Source organism: Pseudoalteromonas rubra (assembly GCF_005886805.2).
GTDB classification, from domain to species: Bacteria; Pseudomonadota; Gammaproteobacteria; order Enterobacterales; family Alteromonadaceae; genus Pseudoalteromonas; species Pseudoalteromonas rubra_D.
In genome coordinates this window covers 4,466,112-4,491,071 of the sequence record NZ_CP045429.1, presented here as the reverse complement: position 1 = coordinate 4,491,071, position 24,960 = coordinate 4,466,112, and the positions used below count along the sequence as shown (strand labels likewise).

Below are 24,960 nucleotides of genomic sequence, written 5' to 3'. Positions count from 1 at the left end.
CAGTGGTTATTCTGGTTTAGTCTGCTTAATGGCTTCAAGGTAACGACTTTCCACAAAATTTTTCTCTTTACTCAGGTGTTTCAGTTTTTGCCGGGTTTGTTCAAGCTCGGTTTTCAGGGCGGCCACTTCTGCACTGCTGCCGTCCCCTTCGTGTTCTACGGAGAGTTGATCTATCAACTGATTCTGCTCCTCGATCTGACGTTTGTATTGGTTGAGCAATGTCTGAGTTTGCTGATCGCTCATGGTATTGGCGGAGGTACTGGCTTTGGTTTGCTTCAGTTGCTCCAGCTCTTCTTGTAATTGCGTATTGGCCTGGCGCAAGGTGTCAGTAGACTGGAACTGATGCTCCAGTTTGGAGCTGACGTGCTGGAGCTTTTTGTCACTGTTGTCTAGCTCGCCTTTGAGGCGTTTAATGAGTTTATGAGAGCGGATCAGCTTTTTATTTAATTCATTGATGGAGCCTTGCTCTTCTTTGGTGATGTGATCCGCGGTGGATGCGCGGATCTGTGACAATTGATTTTCCAGCGTCATTTGCACCTGCAAAAGTTCAGAAATGGTCTGGCTATGTTGCTGAGAAAACTGGCTGGCACGGGCCACGGCCTCACGGCACTGTGCAAGTAGTTCATTGTTGGCGGGTGCCCCCTGTTTGTGGCTCAAAAAAGTCCCGGCAAAATGACGAAACTCTCTTAAAATCAACAACAAAATATAGAACCAGGCCGCCAGGATCAAAAGCCCCACATTCAGTGCTACGTACTGGTAAACTTCGAGAGGAACCATGAGCTGAGATACGCCGCTTTTGTTTATCAATAAGATAAGTTTAGTTTTCGTTCAAAATTCTGCCTATACTGAAGAAGAATAATTGCGTTAGGGTAAAGAGTGAAAGTCCTGATCGTTGACGACAGCCATGCGACCTGTGAGATCATCCGCCGGGCCTTGCAACAGTTTGAGTACCGCAAGCTGCTTTTGCAGTGTGCCAGCCGTGTCGATGATGCATTGGCACAGATAACCAGCTGGCAGCCCCAAATCATTTTGACCGACTGGCACATGCCGGATAAAACCGGCATAGAGTTGCTGGAGTTAGTGCGTGTCAGCCACCCTGATCTCCCTGTGGCGATGATCTCCACCGTCGATGATACGGCGCAAATTGACTATGCAACGTCCTTGGGCTGTGCTTTTTTCCTGTCAAAACCTTTCAGTGATGATGCGCTGCGTAGCGCCATTATGCCTTTGGTGTTGGAGCAGGAAGCCAACGAAGTGATTGCTGAGGATGAAGCTGTGCCGCTCAGAGAAGAGCTGGCTTTGCCGAAAACTGATTTACTTGAACGGCTGATGCAGAAAAATATCAGTGGCTCACTGGTGTTGAAACCCATCAAAGCGCAGCAACTGGATGAAAGCAAAGTACCATGTATGATGGTGGTGTATGCTGAACGGGGCAGTCAGAAACCCCGGGTGATTGGAGTGTTAGATATTTATGCGGCGTGTGTGTTAGCCAGCAGTCTGCAAGTGATCCCACAAGAAGAAGCGCACAAAGCCATTCATTTAAATCAGGTGAATCCGGAAATTATGGCGGCGTGCAAAGAGGCGCTGGCTAAAACGGCGTATGCATTCGTCGACAAACAAAGCAAAATGAGTTTGTTTGTCAGAAGCTGCTCTTTCCTAACTAAAACTCACCCTAAACTGGAACGCCTATATCAGTATCCACTCGACAGTCGAATTGATTTAAGCTGTGAGCGAGAGGGCATGGCACAAGGTAAGATGTTGATTGTTGGGGTGTGATACCCTTTCACCTCCCCTTAAGGATACATTGACTCTGTGCGTCGATCCGATATGATGTGGTCGGAATTGACGGAAAAACACCCAGGAGGACAATGATGATAGTAACCAAACCGACCGGGCAGACTGGCCTCAATTAATTTAGTCTAGCCAGCACTTCTTTTCGCCCGGTATCTACCGGGGCACTCAGCCCCTTTGTCAATTATTAACATCATTGTTAAGGGGTCGTCATGACCAATTTTCAGATACTCGCCAGCTTAGGCTGGACACCCTTTTTTCAACAACAACTTACACTTGAAGAGTGGAGTAATGCCTGTCCTGTGCGGGTAGTCTCGGTACACCGAACCCGTATTTCAGTGCAAAGCGACACCGGGAGCTTTTCTCTGTCGGTAACACCTGCCATGGATACTCTTGCCGTTGGTGACTGGATACTGGTGGACAATCAGCAGCGACATATCCGCATGCTGGAGCGACAAAGTTGTTTCAGACGCAAGGCGCCAGGGGCACACAGAGAGTGGCAGTTAATCTCGGCAAATGTCGATACGGCCTTTATTTTGTGCTCACTGAATGAAGATTTTAATCTGAACCGACTGGAACGCTACCTGGCAATGGTGCACAGCTCGGACGTACAAGCCGTCATTCTGCTGACTAAGGCCGATCAGGTTGACCATACGGATCAGGCACTCACTATGGTGCGCGAGCTTGACGCCAGCCTGGATGTGCTGGCACTGAATACGCAAGCGTCCGACTGTGCTGAACGTTTGTCTCCCTGGCTCACCAAAGGCCAGACGGTCGTATTGCTGGGGTCATCGGGCGTCGGCAAGTCAACGCTGACAAATACGCTGATGAAGGTACACCATCAACAAACTGGCAGGATCCGTGAGGACGACGGAAAAGGACGGCACACAACGACGCACCGGGAGTTGGTTACCTTGCCATCAGGTGCTTTGTTGCTCGATACGCCGGGGATGCGGGAGTTGCAACTGGGTGGTTGCGATACGGGGATCAGCTCGGCATTTGCTGATATAGAACTGCTTAGTAAGCAATGCCGGTTTAATGATTGTCAGCACGATCAGGAGCCCGGGTGTGCAGTGCATCGCGCGATTGAATCCGGCGAGCTGAGTCAAAGACGGCTAAAGAACTACCTTAAGTTGAACCGAGAAAATGCCTTTAATACTTCCACCATGGCACAAAGGCGTGCCAAAGAAAAATCGTTTGGCAAACTGGTTAAGCAGATAGTGAAAGACAGGGAGCGGTTTAAAGAGTGTTAGTATATGCGTCAGGTCATGCCCAGCGCATAGCCTGACGTTTTTTAATTTAATACAGCTACTTAAATATCTATCCCAAAGGAGTACTATGTTATTGGCAAATAGAAAACGAAAGCGCTGCCTTAAAGGGCTGTGTGTCGCAGTTGTTATGAGTGGTTTGATCGCGGGATGCGCAACGTCTGATGAGCCGAAAAAAAGCGCTGCTTTGTTGCATCGTTATGTAGATAACCAAGGTGGCATCGATGGGCTGGATAATGTTCGGCGGCTGTTATTTGATGACACTGACAAGGTGCTGTATGCAGTCAGCGCGGATGATGATGCATTGACTGCATATCGTGTCGGCGATGATCACTCTTTGACTATGCTGGATATGATGTCAGGTGAACGCGCAGGAGGTATGCTCATCGGTGCATCGGATATGACGTTTGTGGGAGCTGACAGGGATATTCAGGTTGTTAGCTTTTACAGTGGTGCCGTTGCACAGTTTCGGTTGGGCCGTAATGATACATTGACTTTGCAGTCAGGTTTATCTGACCGAATTGATATCCAGCGCGTGTTCAGACAGGGTAAGCCCATTTCAACACAAGAGGATAAACTGGCTCTGTTAGGGCCATATGCCATTGTTGGTGATGCCGCTGGTATCAGTTATGTGGCGGCTAATGTGTCGCAGGCATTGGTGCAACTGACTTCCACACAGGGACAGCTGAGCACACGTCAGACAATTCGGGCCAAAGACGTCAATGCACTGGGTGGCGCAGTGTCGGTCGCGCAATCTGATAGCGGCCAGAAAGTCGCCGTGGCGGGCATGCAGGCAAATCAAATTGCGCTGTTTGAGGTATCAGGCTCACAGCCACTTAAGTTGCAGCAAACTTTATCTATCGGGCACCAAAGAGCGTTAATCGAGCCGGTACTTGTGACTTTTGTACCTGGGACCGAGCGTTTGTTAGTGGCGGATAAGCAAAGTGTATTTGCCTATTCTCCTGATCCACAGGGCAATTATACATCCTCTACAGAGCTGAAGGTGTCAGATAACCAAAAGCTGAGCGCTGTATCACGTTTGGCTTTTGACTCTGCGGGGCAATGTATGCTGGCTATGTCGGAGTCTGCGGATCAGGTTCATATTTTTAAACGTCACGGTGATACCCATTGGCTGCATGAGTCACAACTCGATATTGGCGGCGGACAGGCTCCCACCTCTGCGGCGTTTATCTCCCAGGATAAGGTTGCTATCAGTTTTGCCAAGAGTGACGCGATCCAAATCTATACAAATGTCTGTGGCCAATGAGCTATTAAACTGCGTTCGAAAAGCACATTTGAGTTAATGCACGCGGGGCTATTAAAAGCAAAATGGTCAGATCATGGAAGAGGCACAAATGTGGATCATTTATGCGAGTAACTGGCCTTTCGTGTATTGAATTGCGAAAATAGAAATTATTAGTCATATTTGTAATGAGTTTTTACCTGAGTTGCTATGAGTTTGTCAGGTTTTAGTTGAACTTCATTTCTTTTCCCTGTTAGTCTAATACGTTGTGACGATTTGAAATTTTAGAATACTCTTATTTATTGGAATAATGCCTTGCCTGAGGTGTCCTAGTAGGGCCTGAGCGTCTCTCCTGTGCGCTGGGTTTGGCCGTCTAATCGTCCATCAATAACTGGAAATTTTGACCACTTTGATGGGATGCCATGTCTTCGTTAATGGATATTAAACTGACAAAACTCGGAGCGTTTGTTCTGGATCTGAGCGATCAGGTTTTATATCGCGATGCCAGCGAGGTTGCTATTGAACCTAAGGTCATGGCGCTTTTGTTGTATTTGTATGAAAACAAAGACAGATACGTAAGCATTGAAGAGTTGCACCAGCAAGTATGGTCTGATCGCGTGGTATCGGATACGGCAGTACGTAGTGCTGTTAAAAAGCTCAGATTGATTCTGGGTGATAATGATATTGCGAACGCCCGCTATGTAAAGTCAGTATCAAAGCGCGGCTACAAGTTAATCTGCGATATTGAGCCAGTCGAAGCGCTTGAGGCCGCAGCCCACCCCACAAAAGAAGCTAACGTTGCAACACTGCCTGATGAGGGCCTTGATAGTGGCACCGTCGGTGCGTCAAACGACGTGTCGGAAGCGCTTATCAATACGACAGACAAGCAACCGCCCAGATTAGAGAAATCATCAGGGCTGGTTTATAAGTTATTGATGTTTTTGGTTATATTTCTGTCTGCGATAATCGGGTGGACGAAATATGATGTCATCACTAAGTATGTGCTGGACAGCCAGTTGGCAAACGTCGGCGATCTTGATCCACTAACGGGGTTTAATGGCGAAAAACATGACTTATCGGTGTCTCTAGATGGTCGATATGTTGCTTTTTCTGGTCGCACTTCTATCGAGGAAGACCGGCAGGTATATTTGCTTGACCGACAAAATAACAAGATCAGACAGCTCACCTATCATGCCAATAATGCCGCGCGTGTGCAGTTTGCTCAGAATGATAAAGTTATAATATACAGTGACCTAAGTGGTGGGAAAACGTCTGTTCAGTTGTTACCGCTGACCTTGTCTGAACCTGAGTCAGGGAGGGTCACCCTGATAGAAGGCGTGGTTGCGGTAGGGGACCCTTCTCGTGGCCGTCATGCATCAGAGCTGCTATTGCCTATGTTAGTGGATCTGGAAAGTGAAATGACCCTGTACGCGCTTGACCTGCATACACGAGAGTACTTGCGTATGCTGGCCCCCAGTGATGCAAGTGAAATATTGTATGATGTAAGCTTGTCACCAGATAAACAGAAGCTGGCTTTGATAAAAAAGATCAAAGGTCAGTTCCACATCTTGTTATTTGATTTAGCAACCAAAGAAGAAACCCTGATCTACAGCACTAAGCATAAGTTGTACGGCGTTGAGTGGAAAAACAATACGTCTTTGCTGGTTATGGCCGCAGGTGCGTTTTTCCAGGTTGACACCCTGACCGGGGAGCAAATCAGGTTGATCGAAGACGGCGATGTTGTGTTGCGCAGTTTTGATACCCATGATGGGGCAGATGTTGTATTGCTACAAAAAGAGTTTAGCCGGGCGAAGCGCCTGTATATAGAACATCAACTGGTTCCACAATTAGAAGTCCAGCAGATCATCAATACCGCGCCTCAGGTTGTCGCTATGCTGTATGATGAACTGTCAGATGAACATCGATGGGTGATGCACTTAAAAGACGGGATCACAACCATTGGCAGGATGACAATGAGCAACAGAGAGATGGATTCTTATTACAGCTCTGATGAGAATGTCGAATTACTGGATGTATCGTATCAAGCTGGTGGGATTTTGTTTAAGGAAGGTCCCAAGCTGGCATTTTACTCGTTTGAACACCGTCAGGTTAGTTATATTACCTCATCTATGGAGACCAGCAGCGATGCTGCGTTCAGTGCAGACGGCAGTGCTATTTATTACGGGGTCAATGTAGCGGGTGAGTGGGAAATACAAAGCTATGATATAGGCTCTAAAATCAGTAGCCTGCTGTTATCCGGTTATCGCTCTATCCGCCCTGCAGGGACTGGCTATATCGTCGCTGAGCCCATTGATGCACAGCTTTTCTATCTACCTACCCTTACTGGCCCGGCTAGGGCATTGAATCATCCAATTGACTTTAGATATATTAGCCGTTGGTACGTCCGGGGTGAGCATATTATCTGGACGGCATTTGATGAACGTAATACTTATCTGCACAAACTCAACTGGCAGACGGATTCGCATCTCGTTTATGAAGAGCGCTTTTTCGCTCTTTACCCCACCATAGCGGCAGATATAAGTGGAGATAAAGTCCTGTCACTGTCAGTGCAATTAAATGATACCTCTATTGCAACAATTAAAATAGATCACTAAGATGATACCTGAAAAGGGGCCGAGTGTTTGGGTTACGCACCCTCGCTCTATTCTCCTTGTTCACTCTACTTAATAAAAAACAAAAGGATCATTAGTGTGAAAAAAACAATCTGTATAGCCATTATCTCTCTTTTCTCCGTTGTTGGGTCATTTTCTACGTATGCAGACGAAAAAGGTCCACAAAACCCTATCTGGGTTTGTGGAATTCTAGACTGTGATAAGCCACATGAAAAATTTTTGCGCTAACTCAATATTCAATTAGTCCAGCAACGCCTTTAAAATTCTAAAAATAAGCCATTGATATAATGGCTTATTTTTTTAGTTATAAAAAATAGATGTAACAGTTGTTTAGAAAATTGCGATAAATTTCTATAGTTGGTTCCGAGTTAACGACAACCGGACAGGGACTGATGAAAGGTTGTAACTTAGTCGGCAATCTGTGTAGTTTGTTAGCACTATCAAGGATTGAAAGTGAGATGCCGACAATGCTTTTTTCCAAGGATTGGAAGAAGTAAGTATCAAACTCTGTTGTATGTAAACTGCAGTGTTTGGCGTTAGCTTAGGATGTATCGCTAAATTGTCTTGTTGTCTTTTGGGGTACATATGTTGCACCTTATGCAACATGTAGGTGAAATAATAACAATAATATAGAAATCCGGACCAACACAGGGAGAGCAACAGGAATAGTGTTGGAAGCACAGAGTGACTACCTACCACTCGCATTGTCAGTGCTCTGGATTGTTACAAGGATTGACTGATGAAGATCAAGGAGTGATTGCCAGTGATGCAGCGGTCCTACTGCCGTTGTATTGCTGGTTAGATTCATCAATAGCATTAACAGGTGTTGCTTGCTGTAAAAGGAAGATCGTATTCCAAATTAAATAATAACAACGATAACAATGTCACCATTAAATATGGGGCTGTTAAACAACATGTCGTCACAGCTAGTTGCCAATACCCACCAATATTGGTTTTTGTTTTTCAGCCCTGTTTTTTCCCATAGCCGGGGATCTGCTCGTGCGTCACTTCATCAATTTGGTCAGGTTTTAGGAACTGATGCGCATATTTCAAATAGACTTTCGAATCAACAAAGACGTCAAATAAGTCTGGGTCAATGTGATCGCCTAGTTTCATTTTCCCCATGATGAACAAACATTCACTGAGCTTTTTCGCATCTTTATAGGGGCGATCTGCCGCCGTGAGCGCTTCAAAAATATCGGCAATGGCCATGATCCTGGCGGGGATCGACATTTGCTCACGTGATAGCCCTCTAGGGTATCCAGTGCCGTCCATCTTTTCATGATGACCGCCGGCAAATTCAGGCACACGGCGCAAGTGTTTTGGGAAGGGGAGCGCTTCAAGCATTTCCAGTGTGATGTCCATATGGCGATTGATGATACTACGTTCCTCGGCAGTTAACGTGCCGCGTGCAATGCTCAGATTATAGACTTCGTTCTCAGTTAATAGGGGTTGTATTTCTGAGCCTATCCGCACTGACGCTTGTTCGGCAATGTCTTTTACGCGTTGCTGATCTTCGTCGCGCATGAATTCTCCACCGATATTGGCATGTCGTAAAAATTGGCGATCTTGCTCCAATTGGGTGAGTTTTTCCTCTAACTCCACTCTAAGGTAATTGACCTGAGCGTGGTCACCATCCCGCTCAAAACGGAAAATACGTTTTGTATAGTCGAGTTCAAGGTCGCGCTTTGCCAGTTCAATTTTGGTATCTACCAGCGCGATTCTGTCGTTTACCGATTCAAGTTTGGTGGCTTTATCCATGACATATTCAGGAATGGCGATTTTCCCACAATCATGCAGCCAACCTGCTAATGACAGCTCGGCCCGATCGGCTTCCGTCATGGAGAAATCGGCCATGGGACCTGATGTGGCGTCATGTACTGCTTCGGCAATCATCATGGTGAGTTCTGGCACGCGTCGACAGTGCCCCCCGGTGTAAGGCGATTTTTCGTCTATGGCTTTTGCAATCAGGCGGGTAAATGCCTGAAACAAGGTTTCCATGCCATCGATAAGCTGACGGTTGGTCAATGCCACAGCGGCTAGCGCACCAATGGAACAAATCATGTCGGTTTGCTGTTTAGAAAAAGGGACTATCTCACCCTTGCTGTGCGGGTTGATCAGTTGCAGCACTCCGTTAAGCTCTTGCTCATGATTAAGTAATGGAATGGTGAGCACGGATTGCGTGTGATAGCCCGTTTTTGCATCCATCGCTCGTGCTGCGGATAGATCGTATTCCTGGCATTCGTATACGTCGTCTATTTTGATCATTTCCCGCTTTGCCGCAGCCAGCGCGACTAAGGCACTTTCGTTACATTGTCCATTGTCCAGATAGATAGGGATCGGAGGAAAGGGGATTGGCTGATTGGAGGTACCGCCCATGTGTAGATCCAAAGGCCCATTGATCAGTGTGGCAAATTGCAGTTGCATGTCTTCCGTGACGGAATATATGGTACCGCCATCAGTTGCACTGAGTTCCATCGCCGAAAGCAGGATGTTTTCCAGGAGTCGACTTGTATCGTGCTCCGATGCCAGCTCAATGGCCAATTTGAGTAGATGTTGCAGCGCGACCTGTGAGCCTGCCTGCTCAAACTTATTTGCAATGTTTCGAATATGCTGTTCCATAACTCACCTGCTATTTCGATGTATGGGTGTAGCTGCCATCCCACTGCTCACCGGGCGGGTTAGCCTGTAAGACCAAGATCCGCTCACTAAGTAGCGTATAGATTTTTCGCTCTGGTGAGCGTTCTTTAAGTTTAGTAAATGCTGCCTGAGCCTGCTGCCATTGTTGTGATAAATAAAGTGACCAGGCTTGTTCATGGGCGTCCAGTTCTTCGCGTATGGCTGGGGTTAACGCCTCATGACTGCAAATCGGTTCATATACCGTGACGGCCTGGTTTTTGCCTTTGACTTTAACTTTGTCAATTGGGCGGCATACCAGGCCTGAGCATTGTGCATACGTCGTTTCATTGATAAGAATGCCCACACCATAGTATTTCGTCAGACCTTCAAGCCGGGAGCCCAAATTCACGGCATCGCCAAGTACCGTGTAGGCGCGACGATATTCGGACCCCATATCTCCCACATTCATATCGCCGGTATTGAGCCCAATACCAATTTTAAACGGGGGCAACGATTGTTGGCGCATAGGTTCTTGCAGCGCATCAACCTGATCTTGCATCGCCATGGCACAGCGCACCGCCAGTTCAGGGTGCGCCTCAACAGGCAAGGGAGCATTCCAAAACGCCATCACCATGTCGCCCACATATTTGTCTATGGTGCCCTGGTGCTCGAAGATGATCCGTGTAATGGGCGAGAAATACTGATTGAGATAAGACTTGAGCCGACCTGCATCCAGGGATTCAGAGATAGTGGTAAAGGAGCGAATATCAGCAAACAACACGGTGATATCACGTTTTTCCCCTTCCATAGACACACTGTCCGGGTTGTCTAACATCGCCTGAATATGGGCAGGCGGGACATATTGATCGAAAATTGATTTTATCTGAAGTCGCTCTTTGTGCTCCCTGACAAACCCCAGGCTGCCCAGGATCATGGCCTGGCTAATCAACATAGCCAGCACTGCCACTTGAGGTAAATCCAGTCGGAGCTTGACCCATAAATAAGCACTCAGTGTGATAAATAATCCGCTCACACAGAGGGTAAAGACTGCAATGCCCAATACTTCGAGGCGGGGTAAAATAAAGACGCACAGGAGGCCCAGTAACAGCAATAGCATGATCACCGCCCCATCCATCCAGTTGGGTCTGCTCGGTAATAGCTCTGGAAAAACCAAGCCCTCTAGTACGTTAGCGTGGACTTCAACTCCGGGATACTGGACACCCACAGGCGTCGTTCTTAGATCGGCATGACCAACCGCGGACGTACCGACAAAGATAATGGCCTGATCGAACAGTGCGGGGTCTATCTGGCCGTTCAGGACATCGGCGGCGGAGACATACGGAAAGCTGAAGGCGGGGCCTCGGTAAGGGACATTGACCCGGCCATAGTCGTCTGTTGGAATAAGTGCTGTACCCAGGCGTATTCCCTCAACGCTGTGCCCGGTACCAAAGGGTTTAGTGACTACCTCGACTTGCTCGGCCATGGTGTAGAGTCGCGCGGCTTCCAGTGCTAATGCAGGATAGAGCTGACCCTGATGCTTGGCCAGCAGCATCGAGTTACGAATAAAGCCATCGCTGTCTGGGGCACTGTTAATAAAGCCACTTCCCGGGCTGTTTTGTTGTAATTCGGAGACATTGGCAACATGCCCGGCGAAATTGGGAACGGGCAACGCAGCAGCAGGAATGGCGCTGAAAAAAATGGTCTCTGGTAACGTGCCAACGAGAATGTCAGGCTGATGCTCGAACAACAGGCCAAGTACAGTGTCCGTTTCTTGTAAGCGGCTGGCAAAGGCTTTGTCGGCATCTATGGTTGGGGCCAGAGCATGTAACGTATGAGAGACATTGGCAGTGGTTTGCTCATCAAGGTGGCTGAGCACTTGCCGCGCCGGGTTCAGTTCCGGTTCTGAAAATAAGATGTCGTAGGCAATGACGGCTACGCCCGCATCAGCCAGCTGAGATTGTAATCGTGCCATCACATGGCGGCTCCACGGGAAGCGACCGACTTGTTTGAGACTGGGTTCATCGATATCGACAATCACAATAGGTAAGAAAGAGCGCGAGTGCAAAGACAGAGTCGATTTCAAACGCAGGTCGTAACCTAGCCCTTCAAGGCGCTTTAAGGCGTCGCCATAGGGCGAGGCCGGGGATAGTGTGAGCAATTGTAAGGCGATAAATAGGATGATAAGGCAGAGGCCACAGAGCCATTGCTGATAGTATTTACGCCATAATCGCGGGAGGCTCATGGCAGTGTTAGTCCCTCGCGAGCCAGAATGGTTTTGAAAGGCCGGTTCTGGCGCTGAATGTCTGCGGCTATCTGATCCAGCGCTGAATCGCTGCGGTCCGGATCATGGCTGATCAGCACAAGGTGCTTCACAGCCCCTTGTTCGGCCAGGAGCAGCGCATCTTTGATCAGTGAGTGGCCCCAGCCGTGCTTAAGCGGATAATCATCCGGTACAAACTGGCCATCGTGGATCAGGTAGTCTGCGTCTTTAACAAAATCAACCCACTGTTGAAATGAGGTGACAGGCAGACCCGGCGGGTTCAGCTCATTGTCAGTGGCGTAGACCACCTCGATACCGTCTGCAGCAATTCGGTAGGCACTGCCACCACCCGGGTGGTTCATTGCGCAGCGGCGAATGTCAAAGTCTTCATACTGCCAGTGGTCCTTCACTTGTGGCGTTACCTGAATATCGGCAGCTAAGGTGTTATGTGGCACGGGAAAATAGCTCCCCTGCATTTGCTTTAAAATGGCGTCAGGAGCATACTCTTCTGTGACACCCGGTACAATGGTGATCTGGCGTTTTGCAATGTACGCGGGAATGAAAAACGGAAAACCCTGAATATGGTCCCAGTGGTTGTGGCTCAGTAAGATGTAAAAAGGTTGGCGGGTATGCATCACCTCCTGGCCTAGTATTCTAAGCCCGGTCCCCGCATCCAGGATCATACGCTTACCAGCATCGCTTTCAAGGGTTACACACACTGTGTTACCGCCGTAGTGGACGGTTGTTGGCCCCGGTGTGGGGGTGGACCCCCGCACACCATAAAACTTTATTTTCATACCTAACCCTTTGGTGACTGATTACTTAATGCGTCACTGTTGAACGACCTGGCCGGCTTGTAAACTCACCCTTGCGGGAGAAGACTGTTGCAGGACAAAGGTAAACTCCGTACTGCTGTTATGCTGTATGACGGTTTTCAGCTCACCGCTGACTGCGCTACTGAATAGCTGTGTGCCATCTTCATCAAAACTGGTATCCCAACTTCCCGGTGATTCACTCAGTAATAGCTGACCGACATACAGGGATTTAGAGCTGCTTGCCTGGGCGAACAACAATAATTTACCGTTGCTTTCGATCCAGGCCTGGTTGATCAGCACAGCTTCACCGGATATTTGTTCAAACATCAGTACCCCTCCAGTCGCAAAGCTGGTATCCAGTGCGCCGGTACTGGTCACCCGAACGATAAAGTTCTTAGTGCCTGCATGGCCAAAGACGATAAAGCCCTGGCTGGCATCCACCACTGAGCCCCTTATGGTGATGTCGTCACCCACACTCAGGCCGATATCGAGTAACGCCAGGCCGTTTGTGCCGAAGCTGGTATCGGGGACGCCTGCTTCATTGGCTTTGGCCAGCAGCAGTTGAGGTGCCGTCGGCCCCGGTTGACTTTGGCCAACGCCGACCAGGCTACTTCCTACAGTATGGATCATAGATACTTTATGTGCATTGGGGCTGCAACTGTAACCACTCGGAATGGGGTAATCAAAGTGAGCAGGTAAGCTACCAGAGCTGGGGATGACAAAGGCTATACTGTGCACATAACAACTGGCTGTTGCCTGACCCAGGGCCAGAATATTCCCACTCGGCAGCGTTGTTAACTGAGTTAGCTCTAATGCGGTAGACTCTGCTTGATACTCGCTGGCGAGCAAGCTCAGCACACCGTTGTTGGCAAAGCCGCTATCCAGAGCTCCTAAGTTACTGAACTTATTCAGTGTTGCCATGGCTTGCTCATCCCCCGCTGATACCGAGACGTTGCCAGAGGCACTAAGTAAAACGTCGCCTGTGCTGTTTTCCTTAATGGCACCCACGGTGGCGCTGGACATAGGTCCTAAAGTTGTAGCGGGCACAGTGGATACCAAGCCCAGATTGGCAAAGGTATTCGTCCGTTGGCCCACACTATCGAGTTTCAGTACGTACGGCACGGTTTGTGGTGTGGTTTGCCAGGTTGCTGCCTGGCCTCCGAGCAATAGATGTCCTAAGGAGGCGCTAAAGGTCGATACTTGTCCGGCGACAAAGGATTCGTCTCGACGGCCGACACTGACAGTACGTTGACCAAAAGAGCCAAAGTTCGGGTTCAGTTCGGCTGCTGTGGTTATTTCACCAAGCCAGAGCTCTGATAGGTAGTTGTTACCCAGATGATTGAATTTCTGACCACTGAATAACAACCCACCCTGGGTTTCCAGGAAATCGAATATCTTGAGCCCGGTACCATGATACAGGCTGTAGCCATTGCTGCCAGGGAGCCAGTTGGTATCTACATCACCATTGAGGCCAACCTTGATTACCTGAACTGCCTGATCACTACTAAAGAAACTGCGCTGAATGGCCAGATAGTAAGTATCGCTATCCGCTGCGATCCCTATGCCGGTTGCAGCATAACCAGAGATATCATTGTCTGAGTCTGTGGGGAGTTCACTGAGCAGATAGACGCGTTTACCTGTGCCAGCAAAGGCCGTGTCCAGCACGCCATCCATGCTCAATTGCAGTAAGTACGCAGAGCGTTCTTCGCCAAATTCGTCCAGTGTTGTCAGCCCGGTAACCAATAGGGTATTACTGTCTTTAATCTGCACATGACGGGCAGTGTCATTGAACTTGGTGCCGTCTGCGCCTTCGGGCACTGTGGTGATATTGATTTGTAGCAGACCGTTGCTCTGGAAGCTGCTATCCGGAGCCAGCGTGCTTTGTGTGAGGCGCATTAACATCACATCCTCACCCGTTTCGGTCGACGTAATCTCGCCGTACACCAGATAGTCTCCAGAAGGCAAAGTGACCATACCTCGTGCATTCTTGGTGGGCGTTTCTGCCAGCGATTGGGTTGTGGTGACCTCGCCCTGAGCTGTGATCCTGGACAGCGTCACTGTACCTGTTGTTGCGGTGCTGGTGGCTCTGATATTACTCACAACGGTGAGGGTTTCATTGTCTTCCAGCGCAATAGCAACGGGGGTAACAAACACGTTGCTGCCTAAAGGTAAGATCATATAGCCATTGTTGTTGGCATAGCTGGTATCCAATGATCCATCGCCGAGCAGACGGAATAAGAGTAGTTGTTGTGAGCTTAAGAAATTGACGTAACCTGCCACATAAATACGCCCCTGTTCATCAACAGCCGCTACTTTTGCCCAGACATCCTGTGGAATGCTCTCAATCTCGATGCCGAAGCTACTTTGGAAGTTGCCTGCCTCCGCAAAGCTATTATCAGGGCGGCCATCACTGAGTTGCTTGCTGACGTAAGCACGGTGAATATTGCGGCTGGCGGCGTCATTGAAATGGCCAACAGCGCCGACGCTGATCAGTTTGCCATCGCTAAGCAGAATGGTTTCGCCGGGGTTGTGGAATTCCAGGCTGGCATTGAGCGCCACCGTTAAGCTGCCGTCATTACCAAATGTACTTCGCTTAGTGGCAATATAGCTCGGTGCTGCTTGTGTGACGGAGATAGTGATCTCGCTTTCTGCACATAGCTGAGGTGTACCAGAGTCACAGACTGTGACGGTCAGGGTATAGGTTTGCTCTCCATTGCTAGCCAGCAGCTCGGCATCGGCAACGGTGACTTTACCATCTGTATCGACTGAGAAAAGCCCCGCATTGTTACCCGACAACTGATAGGTGAGAGAGTCGCCATCTGGATCGGAGGCACTGATCTGCAGCACCTGCGTTCCATTGCTGATATCCGTTTCAATCTCCGCTGAACCGGGCTCTACAGTGGGTGGGTAGTTTTTGTCGTTTACGGTGATGGTAACCGTCGCGACGTTGGAGATTTCGGCCAGGTCGTTGCTCATCGCGTAACCAAAACTATCACTGCCGACGAAGTTAAACTGGGGAACGTAAAGGGCTATGCCAGAGGTTGAATCTATCGAGACACTGCCGTGGGACGGTTCAATCACAACCATTACGCTATTGACCAGTAGATCACGTCCTTTGGCCTGATCATTGTTCAGGACGGAGATAGCCACCGCCTCATTTTTATCGACTTGTGCACTGTCATCGACTGCCACCGGGGTTGTATTCGGCGCTGTGATAGTAATGGTCACGGTGGCAGTGTTGGAGACTGCTCCCTGGTTGTCTTGCACTTGATAGGTGAAGCTGTCCTCTCCCTCCGACGTGCCGGTATGAAAATAGGTGATCTCCCCGCTGCTGCTTACTTCTGTGGTGCCCATTTGCGCACTTTGTACTATCTCAACGGTGCCGGCTTGCAGTGTGCCATCGGCATCACTGTCATTGTCCAACACTGTGATAGTGACAGACTGGGCGACTTCGACAGAGGCGCTGTCATTCACCGCAACCGGTGGCTGATTGAGCCGTTCAACCGTAATGGTGACGGTTGCAGTATTGGAAAGACCCCCTTCATTGTCTTGCACTTGATACGTAAAAGAATCACTGCCTGAGAAGCCGCTTTGCGGGGTATAGATAAATCCGCTCAGCTCTACGGTATCCAATGTCACGCTGCCGTTAGTCGGGGCGCTGACCACTGTGAGGCTGTTGTAATTCAGGCTGCCGTCACTGTCGCTGTCGTTGGCCAGTACGTCTATGGCAACCGCTACCTCTTGGGTCGTTGTGGCGCTGTCATTCACGGCAACCGGTGGCTGATTAAGTGGTTCAACCGTAATGGTGACGGTTGCAGTGTTGGAAAGACCGTCTTCATTATCTTGTACCTGATAAGTAAAAGAATCACTGCCTGAGAAGCCGCTTTGCGGGCTATAGATAAATCCGCTCAGCTCCACAGTATCCAATGTCACGCTGCCGTTAGTTGGGGCGCTGACCACTGTGAGGCTGTTGTAATTCAGGCTGCCGTCACTGTCGCTGTCGTTGGCCAGTACATCTATGGCAACCGCTACATCTTGGGTCGTAGTGGCGCTATCATTCACAGCAATCGGTGGCTGGTTGTTGCCTGTGACTTCGATAAAGACATGAGCCACATTGGACGTTGCCCCTCTGTCATCTTGAATTTGGTAGGTAAAACTGTCGCTACCCCGGTAGCTCGGTTCACTCTGATAAATGAACTGGGTGCGGTTTGCATTCAGGCTCACATCACCATGACTGGGCCCTTCAATCAGCATCAGGCTGGTTGGGTTCAGACTGCCATCAATATCCTGGTCATTGGCTGCCACCGAAATGCTGACTGGTTGCCCTTGTGCGACTTCAACACTGTCATCGTTGGCCAAAGGCGCGTCATTGACTTCGCTGACTTCAATCACCACAAAAGCCTGCACACTGGCTGCGCCATCATCAATTTGATAGACGAAATAGTCTTGGCCATAGCTATTTTGTTGCGGGGTATAGCGGAAACTCCCTGTGTCACTGAGCTCTAGTGTGCCCATTAAGGGTTGCTCTATTATCGATAAGGTCAGCGTATCTTCATCGGCATCACTGTCATTTTCCAGCACGCCAGGGAGGTCGACAAACAGCTGTTCATCCTCGTTAGTCTGATAACTGTCATTGACTGCGACGGGCGGAAAATTACTGACTTCGGTCTCTATAAGCAGTGTGATAGTGGCTGTGTTTGAGCCACCATTGCCATCTTCCACCCGGTATTCAAAGCTGTCTGTGCCGATAAAATCAGAGTTGGGTTGATAGTTAAAGCTTCCATCAGCATTGAGTGTCAGGGTGCCATTTTGTACATCGGTGACGGGGGAGGTGTTCACAGTGAGTGCATCGCCATCGAAGTCTATGTCATTTACCAGCAGCCCGGCGCCACTGACAGTGAGCTCGCTGTTTTGTGTCAGCGCATAGTGATTGTCAAAGGCGATCGGATCCTGATTAACGCGCTCAATTAATAAGGTGACTTCGGCCTCAGCAGTGACGCCCTGGCTATTGACGATACGATAGCGAAATCCATCGGTGCCAAAGAAGCTCTCTCGGGGTTCATAAGTAAAACGGCCGTCGGCAAATAGAGTCAGCGTACCGTTTTGTGGATCGCGAACCGCTGTGGTGACCAGTGTCAGCGGTTCCAGGCCATTGGCATTGTCGTTGCTCAGCAGATTGCCTGAGAGTGACGCAAACTGAACACCACTAAAGCTGTCAGCAACGGCAACAGGGGTGATCAGGTTGGAGGCTGCTAGCATGCGCGACTCGCTGAAGGCACTTTCACCGCTGCCGTCAATGCCAGTGATGCGGGTGTAATAGTGTTTTTGTGGATCTAATCCACTGAAGGTGTGCGTAGAGTCGGTTAAAGCGATGACTCGCTGGCCACCTGGTAATGTGGTGATGTTGCGCACATCATCAATGGGTGATTCGGCCAGATAGGCGTTATAGCGCAAAAAACTGGGCAGTGGCTGCCAGTCCAGTGCCGCGCTCCCGTCACTGCGTGGCGTGCTGTTAAACGCGATACTACGTGGTAACCAGGTAATTTGTTGGGTGGCTATTGTGGTCAGATTGCCGCCGTTGTCTTCTACCCAGACCTGTAATTGCAGGCTACCTGGTTGCTGCGCAAAATTAGCCGGGTTAATACCCGTTTCGGTAAACGCGAATGGATCGCTGCAATTGCCATCGCATAAAACCTGTGCCTGCTCTGCATTGTCAAAGCCGAGCAATACCCGGCTTACGCCTTCCGGATCGGTGATAGCATCCAGCGAGACGGTTAGGTTACCCCGGTAGGTACGCTGTGTATCGGGGAACAGGACGTTGCCCGTTCCGTTTACAAACTGTGTGTTGACCACCTGGCGCGCGGCGAGGGTACGGTTTGCGAACTTGGGCTGATAGTCAAAAGGGATCAAACTGACCTGGCCTGATGGTGTATCTGGCTGTTCGGCACCGTTATCCTGGTCAGGTGGTTCAGTGGTCGTATTTTGGTTGGGTGTTGTGTTTGTTGTGTCGTCACCATCGCCTGAGCAACCCGTTAAAAGCCCGGTACAAAACAGTGTCAGAATGCCCAGTTGGTGTAATTGCGAGCGCTTCATCCCCCATCCCCCTTAAGGTTGACTCAAAATAAACAAGCCAGAAGCGGTAACACTCGGCTCATCAATTTCGTTCAAATTAAAATTGCCACGCAGCTTATTTAGCTCGTCGCTGAACTGGGTTTCGATAGTGCCTTCAGCCAGATTTTGCCCATGCGAGGCAAAGTTGACGCCCAGCGTCATGCCACTGGCGTCGATCAGGCCATTAAAGGCGGCAAACCATTCGCCTTGTTGGTCGTTAAACGACAGCACGCCTTGCGGCACTGTGCCATTGTCGAAGTCGACATTGATCTGCATTTGGATGTTGCTGACTGCGCCAGCAGTAGAGTTAAACTCGGTGCGTTCAAGCGTGGTGTATAGGGCCGTCCCGGTGCGCTCGGCAAGTAGATCTTCAAGGGGCTCGATCCCGACGGTGTCGAGGCTCTCTTCCGTAATAAAGCCGTTATCAGAGATATCCCGACCGACATCGGGCAAGGCGGCTTCAAAGGCCTCCTGAGCCGCAGGAGGGGTGGCTACCGGGGTTTGCGCAATAGTCAGTGTTGTTGCCTCAGCAGGAGAGTCATCTAGCTCAGCGCTGGTATCCTCAGTGTTACTGTCATCGTTTTGCTCATCTGGATCGTTACCGCTGGCAGCGCCCCGGCTGGTTGGCGTGAGCCGGGTCAGTTGTGATGGTGGTGCAAGTAGGGGCGTTACTTCACCGCTTTGGCTGACACTGGCAAAGGAAAAGTTACCTTCTTGCCCGAGCAGCAACGGCTCCTCGTTGACGCTGACTTCAATGGTGCCATCCCACACGGCCAGCAGTAGAGCATCTCCTTGCCATTCAACTTCATAATGCGTGCCTCGGATCCCGATACTGCCGACTGGGGTGCGGAGCTGATAATTGTCTTTGTTGCCCTTTATTTTGCCTGTAATGGTGCGCAGTCCGCCCGTCACTAATTCCATCACAACAGAGCCATCCTCTTCAGAGGAACCGCTATATTCATTGATGATCAGTTGGGTGTTTTCTTTTAAGGCGATTAAAGCACCATCTTGCATACGCAGCTGGGCATTGCTTTGTTGTCCGGTATTAACCACATCGACATCAAAAACCGGGCTGCGACGTTTTAGTGCGCGCTGTTCGGCGCTGTCACTGGCTGTTGCCACTACTTGGCCACGGGACATCAGGGTTTTGCCCGCCGGGGCAGCCTGACTGACGGTTGCAAAGAACAAGCCGGATAACAGTAGAGTCAGGTGCGTGCTGTGTCTGAGTGGCTGCCAGCGGGTGCGAAAATTAGAAATCATAATGTACTCCTAAGGACCATTCAGTACGATCATAACTGTACAGTTGCAGTGAGCTGTCTTTGTCGTAGTAAGCCAGCTTAGTTTCCAGACTCCAGGCTGGTGTTATCTGGTATTGCCAGACCAGGTGTGCAATATGCAGTGTTTCGTCTCGCACTTGTAAAAAGAAAGGGTGCGCTGCTCTGTGTTCAATATCCCGGTATTGCACTTTGGCATTTAGGCGATGTGCATCATTGAACCGATACACCATCGAGGCACTAAAATGGCTGTAGTCACGGGCATAATGCTCGCCTTCAGGGTTTCGCGCTGGTTGCCAGGTATATCCCGCACTCAGGCGTAATAGCCAGTTTCGGGTTGCCCGGCTGAGGGCCAAGCCAGAAGTATATAAGCGACTGTCAAGAGCACTGTCTCGGACATTGTTCAAATTAAACGCGCTTATATTGACGGTCGCTGCCCAGTGTTCATTGATGGCGTATCTCAGCGCACCAAACACGCCTGCATCTTGCTGATAGGTCGCAGAGTCCAGTGACATAACACCCAGCTGGGTACCAAGATGCAGCTGAAAGGCCGCAATATCCTGAATGTAGCTGAGGTTAGCGCTGAGCTGAGTTCGGTCGAATTCATCGCTGTCCTGGTGCCGTTGATCTGATACCTGAAGATTGGCTCGCCATGCCTGATGTTGAGTTTGTTGCCAACGGCCATCAAAACGATAACTGGCACGGGTGAAGGAATCCGACGCTTCGCGGCTAGTTTCATCGAGCAAAATGGGCAGGCCGCCAATCACTATGCGGTCATCTGTGGTACCACTGTTGACGTTGCTGTCGTGGCCCAGCGCCAATGAAATCCGGTGCTTCAATTCCTGTTTCAGGCTGGCAAGGTTGTCTTCAATGGCATCCAGCGCACGCGTTACCTGTTGTCTAAACTCATCACTGAGTGGCGTATTCAGTAGCGAGCTGAGTGTACTGGCAGCTTGCGGGTAATTCTTTTGCTTGTTGTAGGTCAGGCCTAGCAGGTACAAGCTGGGTTGATGATTAGGTTTGGCGGCGAGCACCCGCTCAAGGGCAAACACAGCCTCATTATAATGACCCGTTTCGAGTGCGGCTCTGGCGTACATAAAATCAAAGGCAGGATCGCCAGCGGCAGTCTCGAATTGTGCTTGCGCTAATGCATAAGCCTGTTCAAATTGTCCCTGCTCGAGTGTTGATTGGAGTTGTGTGAGCGGTGTCGGTGCGGCCAGCGCTGCACTAGTGTGCAGTCCAACCAGCAAAACGACCGGAATAAACGCGCGATGAAGTAATAGCTGCATAACAGATCACCCAAGGTTCGATTATTCTCTGGTACTGCCAGTCAACTTTGTTTGTAAGCATTATTTCATACCCGGGCATGCCATGCCGGAGCGTTTAAAACGGCGAACTGATACGTACACCGCTAACACGCCAGGGTGTCACTGATAACGACCTAACAGGTTAATCTCTATCAGTTTTAAGTCAACGGACCAAGAGAGTGTGATTAAATTATAGACAGTGCTTTCAATAATTCACTCTAAGTTACGGGTACAAGACATGTTTGTGATTAATGTGAGATAGGATTAATACCTTGCTCTTGGCCGATCTGTGGATATTGCGAGAGCAGATGCTGATAGGTGCCATCCTGGATGATGTCGCTGAGGCCCTGATTGAACAGGCCGATAAGCTTACGGGATCGGGGATGTGTTTTGAGGATTCCAATATGAAGTGGCCATGATGCGATGACCTGAGTGTGTACGGTGAATATCTCTTGCTGAAAATGGTGGGTGATTACATAGGCCGCGGCAAACCGATCAGCAATTACACCATCGACCCGGCCCCGGGCCAGCTGTTGCAGACATTCGCTTAAATGTAGCTGGCTGATCACGCCGATAGCGGGATACCCACGAACCAAGTTTTGATAAGCAAAGCCACGGATCATACACACGCGTTTGCCATTGAGAGATCTTAATCCAGAAAAAGGCAGGGCGTGAGCGGCGAGTGAGATAAAAATGAGTTCATTGTGCAAATACGCGGTGCTAAAGAAAAATTGCTGTGCACGTGCCTGAGTATACCAAAGTGCCGGGATCACATCGACTTTCCCGCTCTGTGCCAGGCGCATTGCCCGGCTAAATGGCGCGACTTCAAGCGCAAAGGTTTCGCCACTGCGAGCAAAGGCTGCGGCAACGATATCATAGCTAAGACCACGATCATCGTCCTGTACATAAGGTGGCCATACGCTATGACTGCCCAGCAGAATGGGTTTTGCTAGCAATGGAGAGGCACATGTCAGGCACCAGACAAACGCCATTAGCACGAAATTGCGCACACCAGCCCCCTTATTTTCTCACTGTTCTGAGTGTAGTTGAAATCGCCTCAATTGGCAGCATGGAGCGAATGTCATGGGGCAATTGTAATCTTCTGTATGGTATCTGCTAAACAATGTATATTTCATCCAACCTGTCATGCCGGTGTCACAATGCGCGTTTTATAGTGGCATACTGCCAACGAATAAAGACAACAACGTATGACAATTAAACAACGTGTATACTGGATATCTGTGATAGCGGGTGCAGGTATGTGCCTGGATCAGCTCAGTAAGTGGTTTGCAAGTGACTACTTAAATGGCTGGCAGATGGCCAGCTACTGGCATGACCTGGTGCGCCTTGGCTACCGGGAAAATAGCGGTGTGTTTTTGAGTTTAGGCAGTGAATTACCAGCGCCATTGCGCAGTGTGTTGTTTATTGGTGTGATTGGTTTGCTGTTGGTGGCGATTTTACTATACACATTGAAAAGTGAGGACTTGAATCGTAACCAGATCACTGGCTTGTCTTTGGTGTTGTCTGGCGGTGTGAGTAACCTGATTGATCGGGTGCTTAACAATGGTGCGGTGATCGACTTTCTCAATCTGGGGATCGGTGAATTGCGAACGGGGGTGTTTAATATTGCTGACGTAGCAATTATGTGCGGTGCCGTGATGTTGATACTCTGTACGACCCACAATCAAAACGTTGCTGCGCAGAAAACCTGAAGCCAAACATACACCGTCAAAGTGGTAAATGTTAGCTGGCGGGCAACTCGGATGGTTTGCTGAGCAGATAGGCCATGACCATCAGCTCGGTTAACGCGACGCCGACCAGTACAAACCAGGGCGCGGTGGTCATGCATAAGATCACAAAGCCAAATAGCATCCCTAAACCCGCGCCCCATTTGCCTTTGACTGGCACAACTTGATGGGATTGCCAGGCAGCCAGGGTGGGACCAAATTTGGGATGAGCCAGCAGCCAGTTGGCTAATTTGGGGTTAGAGCGGGTAAAGCAAGCCAGTGCCAGAATAAAAAAAATCGTGGTTGGCATCACGGGCAGCGCCATGCCAATAAAACCCAGCGCCACACATAAGATCCCGGCAAGGTGTAACCAGAAGCAACGGTTAAATAGTTTTTGTGCGTGTTTTTTCATCGCAGTCCTTCCCGGTATTATCCCGTGTGTTGATCATCGGTGTGACTTACTCTGTTCATTATAGCTAAAAACAAACAGACGAATAGTCGCTGTAATATTTTCGCGCTGTGTGTAATATTTACCCAAGTTGGTGATGAGTTGGTGTGTGATATCTATGCACTATGAAGCGTTAAGCAGCGGCCGAAACGCCGCTGCTGGTGGCACTTAGAAGTAGTAGCCTATGTTTATGTTAAAGCGGCGCTCAGTTTCATCGCTGTTACCCGCAATGGAACCACCCACGAAGGGTTGGTTTTTGGCAAGCACATAATCTATGTAGCTAAAGAACGCACCCGCAGAGAGAGAAACACCGGTGACGTTCATCCAGGTGTCTTCGCTGTCGTCCGATTTATCGTAGATAATGCCGTAGTCATTGTAGAATTGCAGCCCCGTGATTGGGCCAAATTGTACCGGTAAGCTGTATGCGATATTGGCATTGCTCATCGTTGCCTCGGCAGCAATAGAATCAAAAAATGCATAGGCGCCGACGGCCATACGTGTGGCAGGTGTATCGACATTGTATTCGTACTCACCGTGCTGCAATTGCAGGTTCCAGGGGCCATAGTTGCCGTTGAAGTGGATAGCCCAGGCCATGTAATCACCGGCTCTTTCGGTCCCGTCGTGCAGGCCACCACTTAAACCAGAGACGCCCAGCTCGGTGGTACCGCCTTTATGCTTGAAATGATAGGCATAGCGGCCGGCAAAGGTGTTGTATTCGCCCAGCGGCTGGGTTGGATCATCATAGATGCCATCGCCGGTTTTGCGAAAGCCAACTATGTCGTATGAGTAGCGATCGCTGCGGTCTTCTACATAACCATCGACACCGCCCAGCTCATCATTTTTGAAAAAACCCAGATCCAGCTGCCAGTTGTCGGCAATTTTGCGTTTAAACAACACGCCCATATCGTGATCGTCTTCTAACCCCACGTAGTAAGTGGTGTTAAAAAAGTAATTATGTGAGTTGTAAGGCCAGTTACCAAAAGGCACTTTGGTCATACCCAGCTGTGCCTGCCAGTCTTTGGCAAAGTCATAATGTAAATAGGCATACTTAACGGCGGTCATGTAGTCGAAAAAGCGGATCTCGGCATTGAGGCCAAAACCGCCCACATTGCCGGAAAAGTTAAGCCGAAAAATATCGAAGTCAAAATCGCCGCCGCGGTTTTTGTTATCGTCGTCATACGACGTGTGGCTGAGGTTAGTCCGCACAGCACCGCCCACTTTGATACTGGGCTTGGCAGGGTCGGCCTGGCGCGCTTTTTTATCGGCTTTGGCCTGTGCTTTTTCGCGTGCCTGTTCGCGTTCCATTTTATGCACTTTTTGCTGCAGCAGTTCAAGTTGCTTCTTTAACTGTGCCAGTTCATCTTCGCTGGCAATGGCGGGACCAGAAGACAACATCATAGCGCCGCAAAGAGCCGTCATGAGTCGAGAGCGTTTTAGCATGGGAGAATACCCGTATGGTTGAGT

Annotated in this window: 15 protein-coding genes; 5 read left to right on the top strand and 10 right to left on the bottom strand. The window is 49.5% G+C overall.

The window, feature by feature from the left end; all coding sequences use genetic code 11:
• Positions 1–6 precede the first annotated feature (6 nt).
• Positions 7–777, bottom strand: coding sequence for a chromosome partitioning protein ParA (locus tag CWC22_RS19175; protein WP_138538079.1), 771 nt, complete (start codon positions 775–777; stop codon positions 7–9).
• 99 nt (positions 778–876) lie between these two features.
• Here CWC22_RS19175 and CWC22_RS19170 point away from each other — a divergent pair, with 99 nt between their 5' ends.
• The 4 genes from CWC22_RS19170 to CWC22_RS19155 all read left to right on the top strand — a co-directional run bounded on the left by CWC22_RS19170 (position 877) and on the right by CWC22_RS19155 (position 6,917).
• Positions 877–1,776 (top strand): response regulator, encoded by a 900-nt coding sequence (locus tag CWC22_RS19170; protein WP_125561042.1) that lies wholly within the window; start codon positions 877–879, stop codon positions 1,774–1,776.
• 227 nt (positions 1,777–2,003) lie between these two features.
• A complete protein-coding gene (gene rsgA, locus CWC22_RS19165; protein ID WP_138538078.1) occupies positions 2,004–3,044 on the top strand; it encodes a ribosome small subunit-dependent GTPase A in 1,041 nt (346 codons plus the stop codon).
• An 85-nt stretch (positions 3,045–3,129) separates the two neighbouring features.
• Positions 3,130–4,326, top strand: a complete 1,197-nt coding sequence (locus tag CWC22_RS19160) for a hypothetical protein (protein WP_195879837.1) — start codon at positions 3,130–3,132, stop codon at positions 4,324–4,326.
• Between the two features lie 398 nt (positions 4,327–4,724).
• The gene (locus CWC22_RS19155) at positions 4,725–6,917 is read left to right on the top strand and encodes a winged helix-turn-helix domain-containing protein (protein WP_138538076.1); all 2,193 of its coding nucleotides are present in this window, start codon (positions 4,725–4,727) and stop codon (positions 6,915–6,917) included.
• Positions 6,918–7,898: 981 nt separating this feature from the next.
• On the opposite strand, the gene CWC22_RS19150 is transcribed toward CWC22_RS19155, so the two are convergent.
• The 7 genes from CWC22_RS19150 to CWC22_RS19120 all read right to left on the bottom strand — a co-directional run bounded on the left by CWC22_RS19150 (position 7,899) and on the right by CWC22_RS19120 (position 22,331).
• A complete protein-coding gene (locus CWC22_RS19150) occupies positions 7,899–9,557 on the bottom strand; it encodes an HD domain-containing phosphohydrolase (RefSeq protein WP_138538075.1) in 1,659 nt (552 codons plus the stop codon).
• Positions 9,558–9,567: 10 nt separating this feature from the next.
• On the bottom strand, positions 9,568–11,796 hold the full coding sequence (locus tag CWC22_RS19145; protein ID WP_138538074.1) for a CHASE2 domain-containing protein: 2,229 nt from the start codon (positions 11,794–11,796) through the stop codon (positions 9,568–9,570).
• The gene (locus CWC22_RS19140; protein ID WP_138538073.1) at positions 11,793–12,611 is read right to left on the bottom strand and encodes an MBL fold metallo-hydrolase; all 819 of its coding nucleotides are present in this window, start codon (positions 12,609–12,611) and stop codon (positions 11,793–11,795) included. Before CWC22_RS19140 ends, CWC22_RS19145 begins: the two co-directional genes overlap by 4 nt.
• A gap of 33 nt (positions 12,612–12,644) precedes the next feature.
• Positions 12,645–18,722 carry an Ig-like domain-containing protein gene (locus tag CWC22_RS19135; RefSeq protein ID WP_138538072.1) on the bottom strand — a complete coding sequence of 2,026 codons (6,078 nt, stop codon included), beginning with the start codon at positions 18,720–18,722 and terminating at the stop codon, positions 12,645–12,647.
• A 12-nt stretch (positions 18,723–18,734) separates the two neighbouring features.
• Positions 18,735–20,000, bottom strand: a complete 1,266-nt coding sequence (locus CWC22_RS19130; RefSeq protein ID WP_138538071.1) for a FecR domain-containing protein — start codon at positions 19,998–20,000, stop codon at positions 18,735–18,737.
• Positions 19,990–21,303, bottom strand: a complete 1,314-nt coding sequence (locus CWC22_RS19125; RefSeq protein WP_138538070.1) for a CDC27 family protein — start codon at positions 21,301–21,303, stop codon at positions 19,990–19,992. Before CWC22_RS19125 ends, CWC22_RS19130 begins: the two co-directional genes overlap by 11 nt.
• Positions 21,304–21,569: 266 nt before the next feature.
• Positions 21,570–22,331, bottom strand: a complete 762-nt coding sequence (locus tag CWC22_RS19120) for a substrate-binding periplasmic protein (protein ID WP_138538069.1) — start codon at positions 22,329–22,331, stop codon at positions 21,570–21,572.
• Between the two features lie 198 nt (positions 22,332–22,529).
• Here CWC22_RS19120 and lspA point away from each other — a divergent pair, with 198 nt between their 5' ends.
• Entirely contained in the window at positions 22,530–23,033 is a 504-nt protein-coding gene (gene lspA, locus CWC22_RS19115) for a signal peptidase II (protein WP_138538068.1), read from the top strand.
• A gap of 31 nt (positions 23,034–23,064) precedes the next feature.
• Here the strand turns inward: lspA and CWC22_RS19110 are convergent, their stop codons facing one another.
• Positions 23,065–23,460 (bottom strand): YbaN family protein, encoded by a 396-nt coding sequence (locus CWC22_RS19110; RefSeq protein ID WP_010384960.1) that lies wholly within the window; start codon positions 23,458–23,460, stop codon positions 23,065–23,067.
• A 204-nt stretch (positions 23,461–23,664) separates the two neighbouring features.
• Positions 23,665–24,936, bottom strand: coding sequence for a carbohydrate porin (locus CWC22_RS19105; RefSeq protein ID WP_138538067.1), 1,272 nt, complete (start codon positions 24,934–24,936; stop codon positions 23,665–23,667).
• Positions 24,937–24,960: the final 24 nt, after the last annotated feature.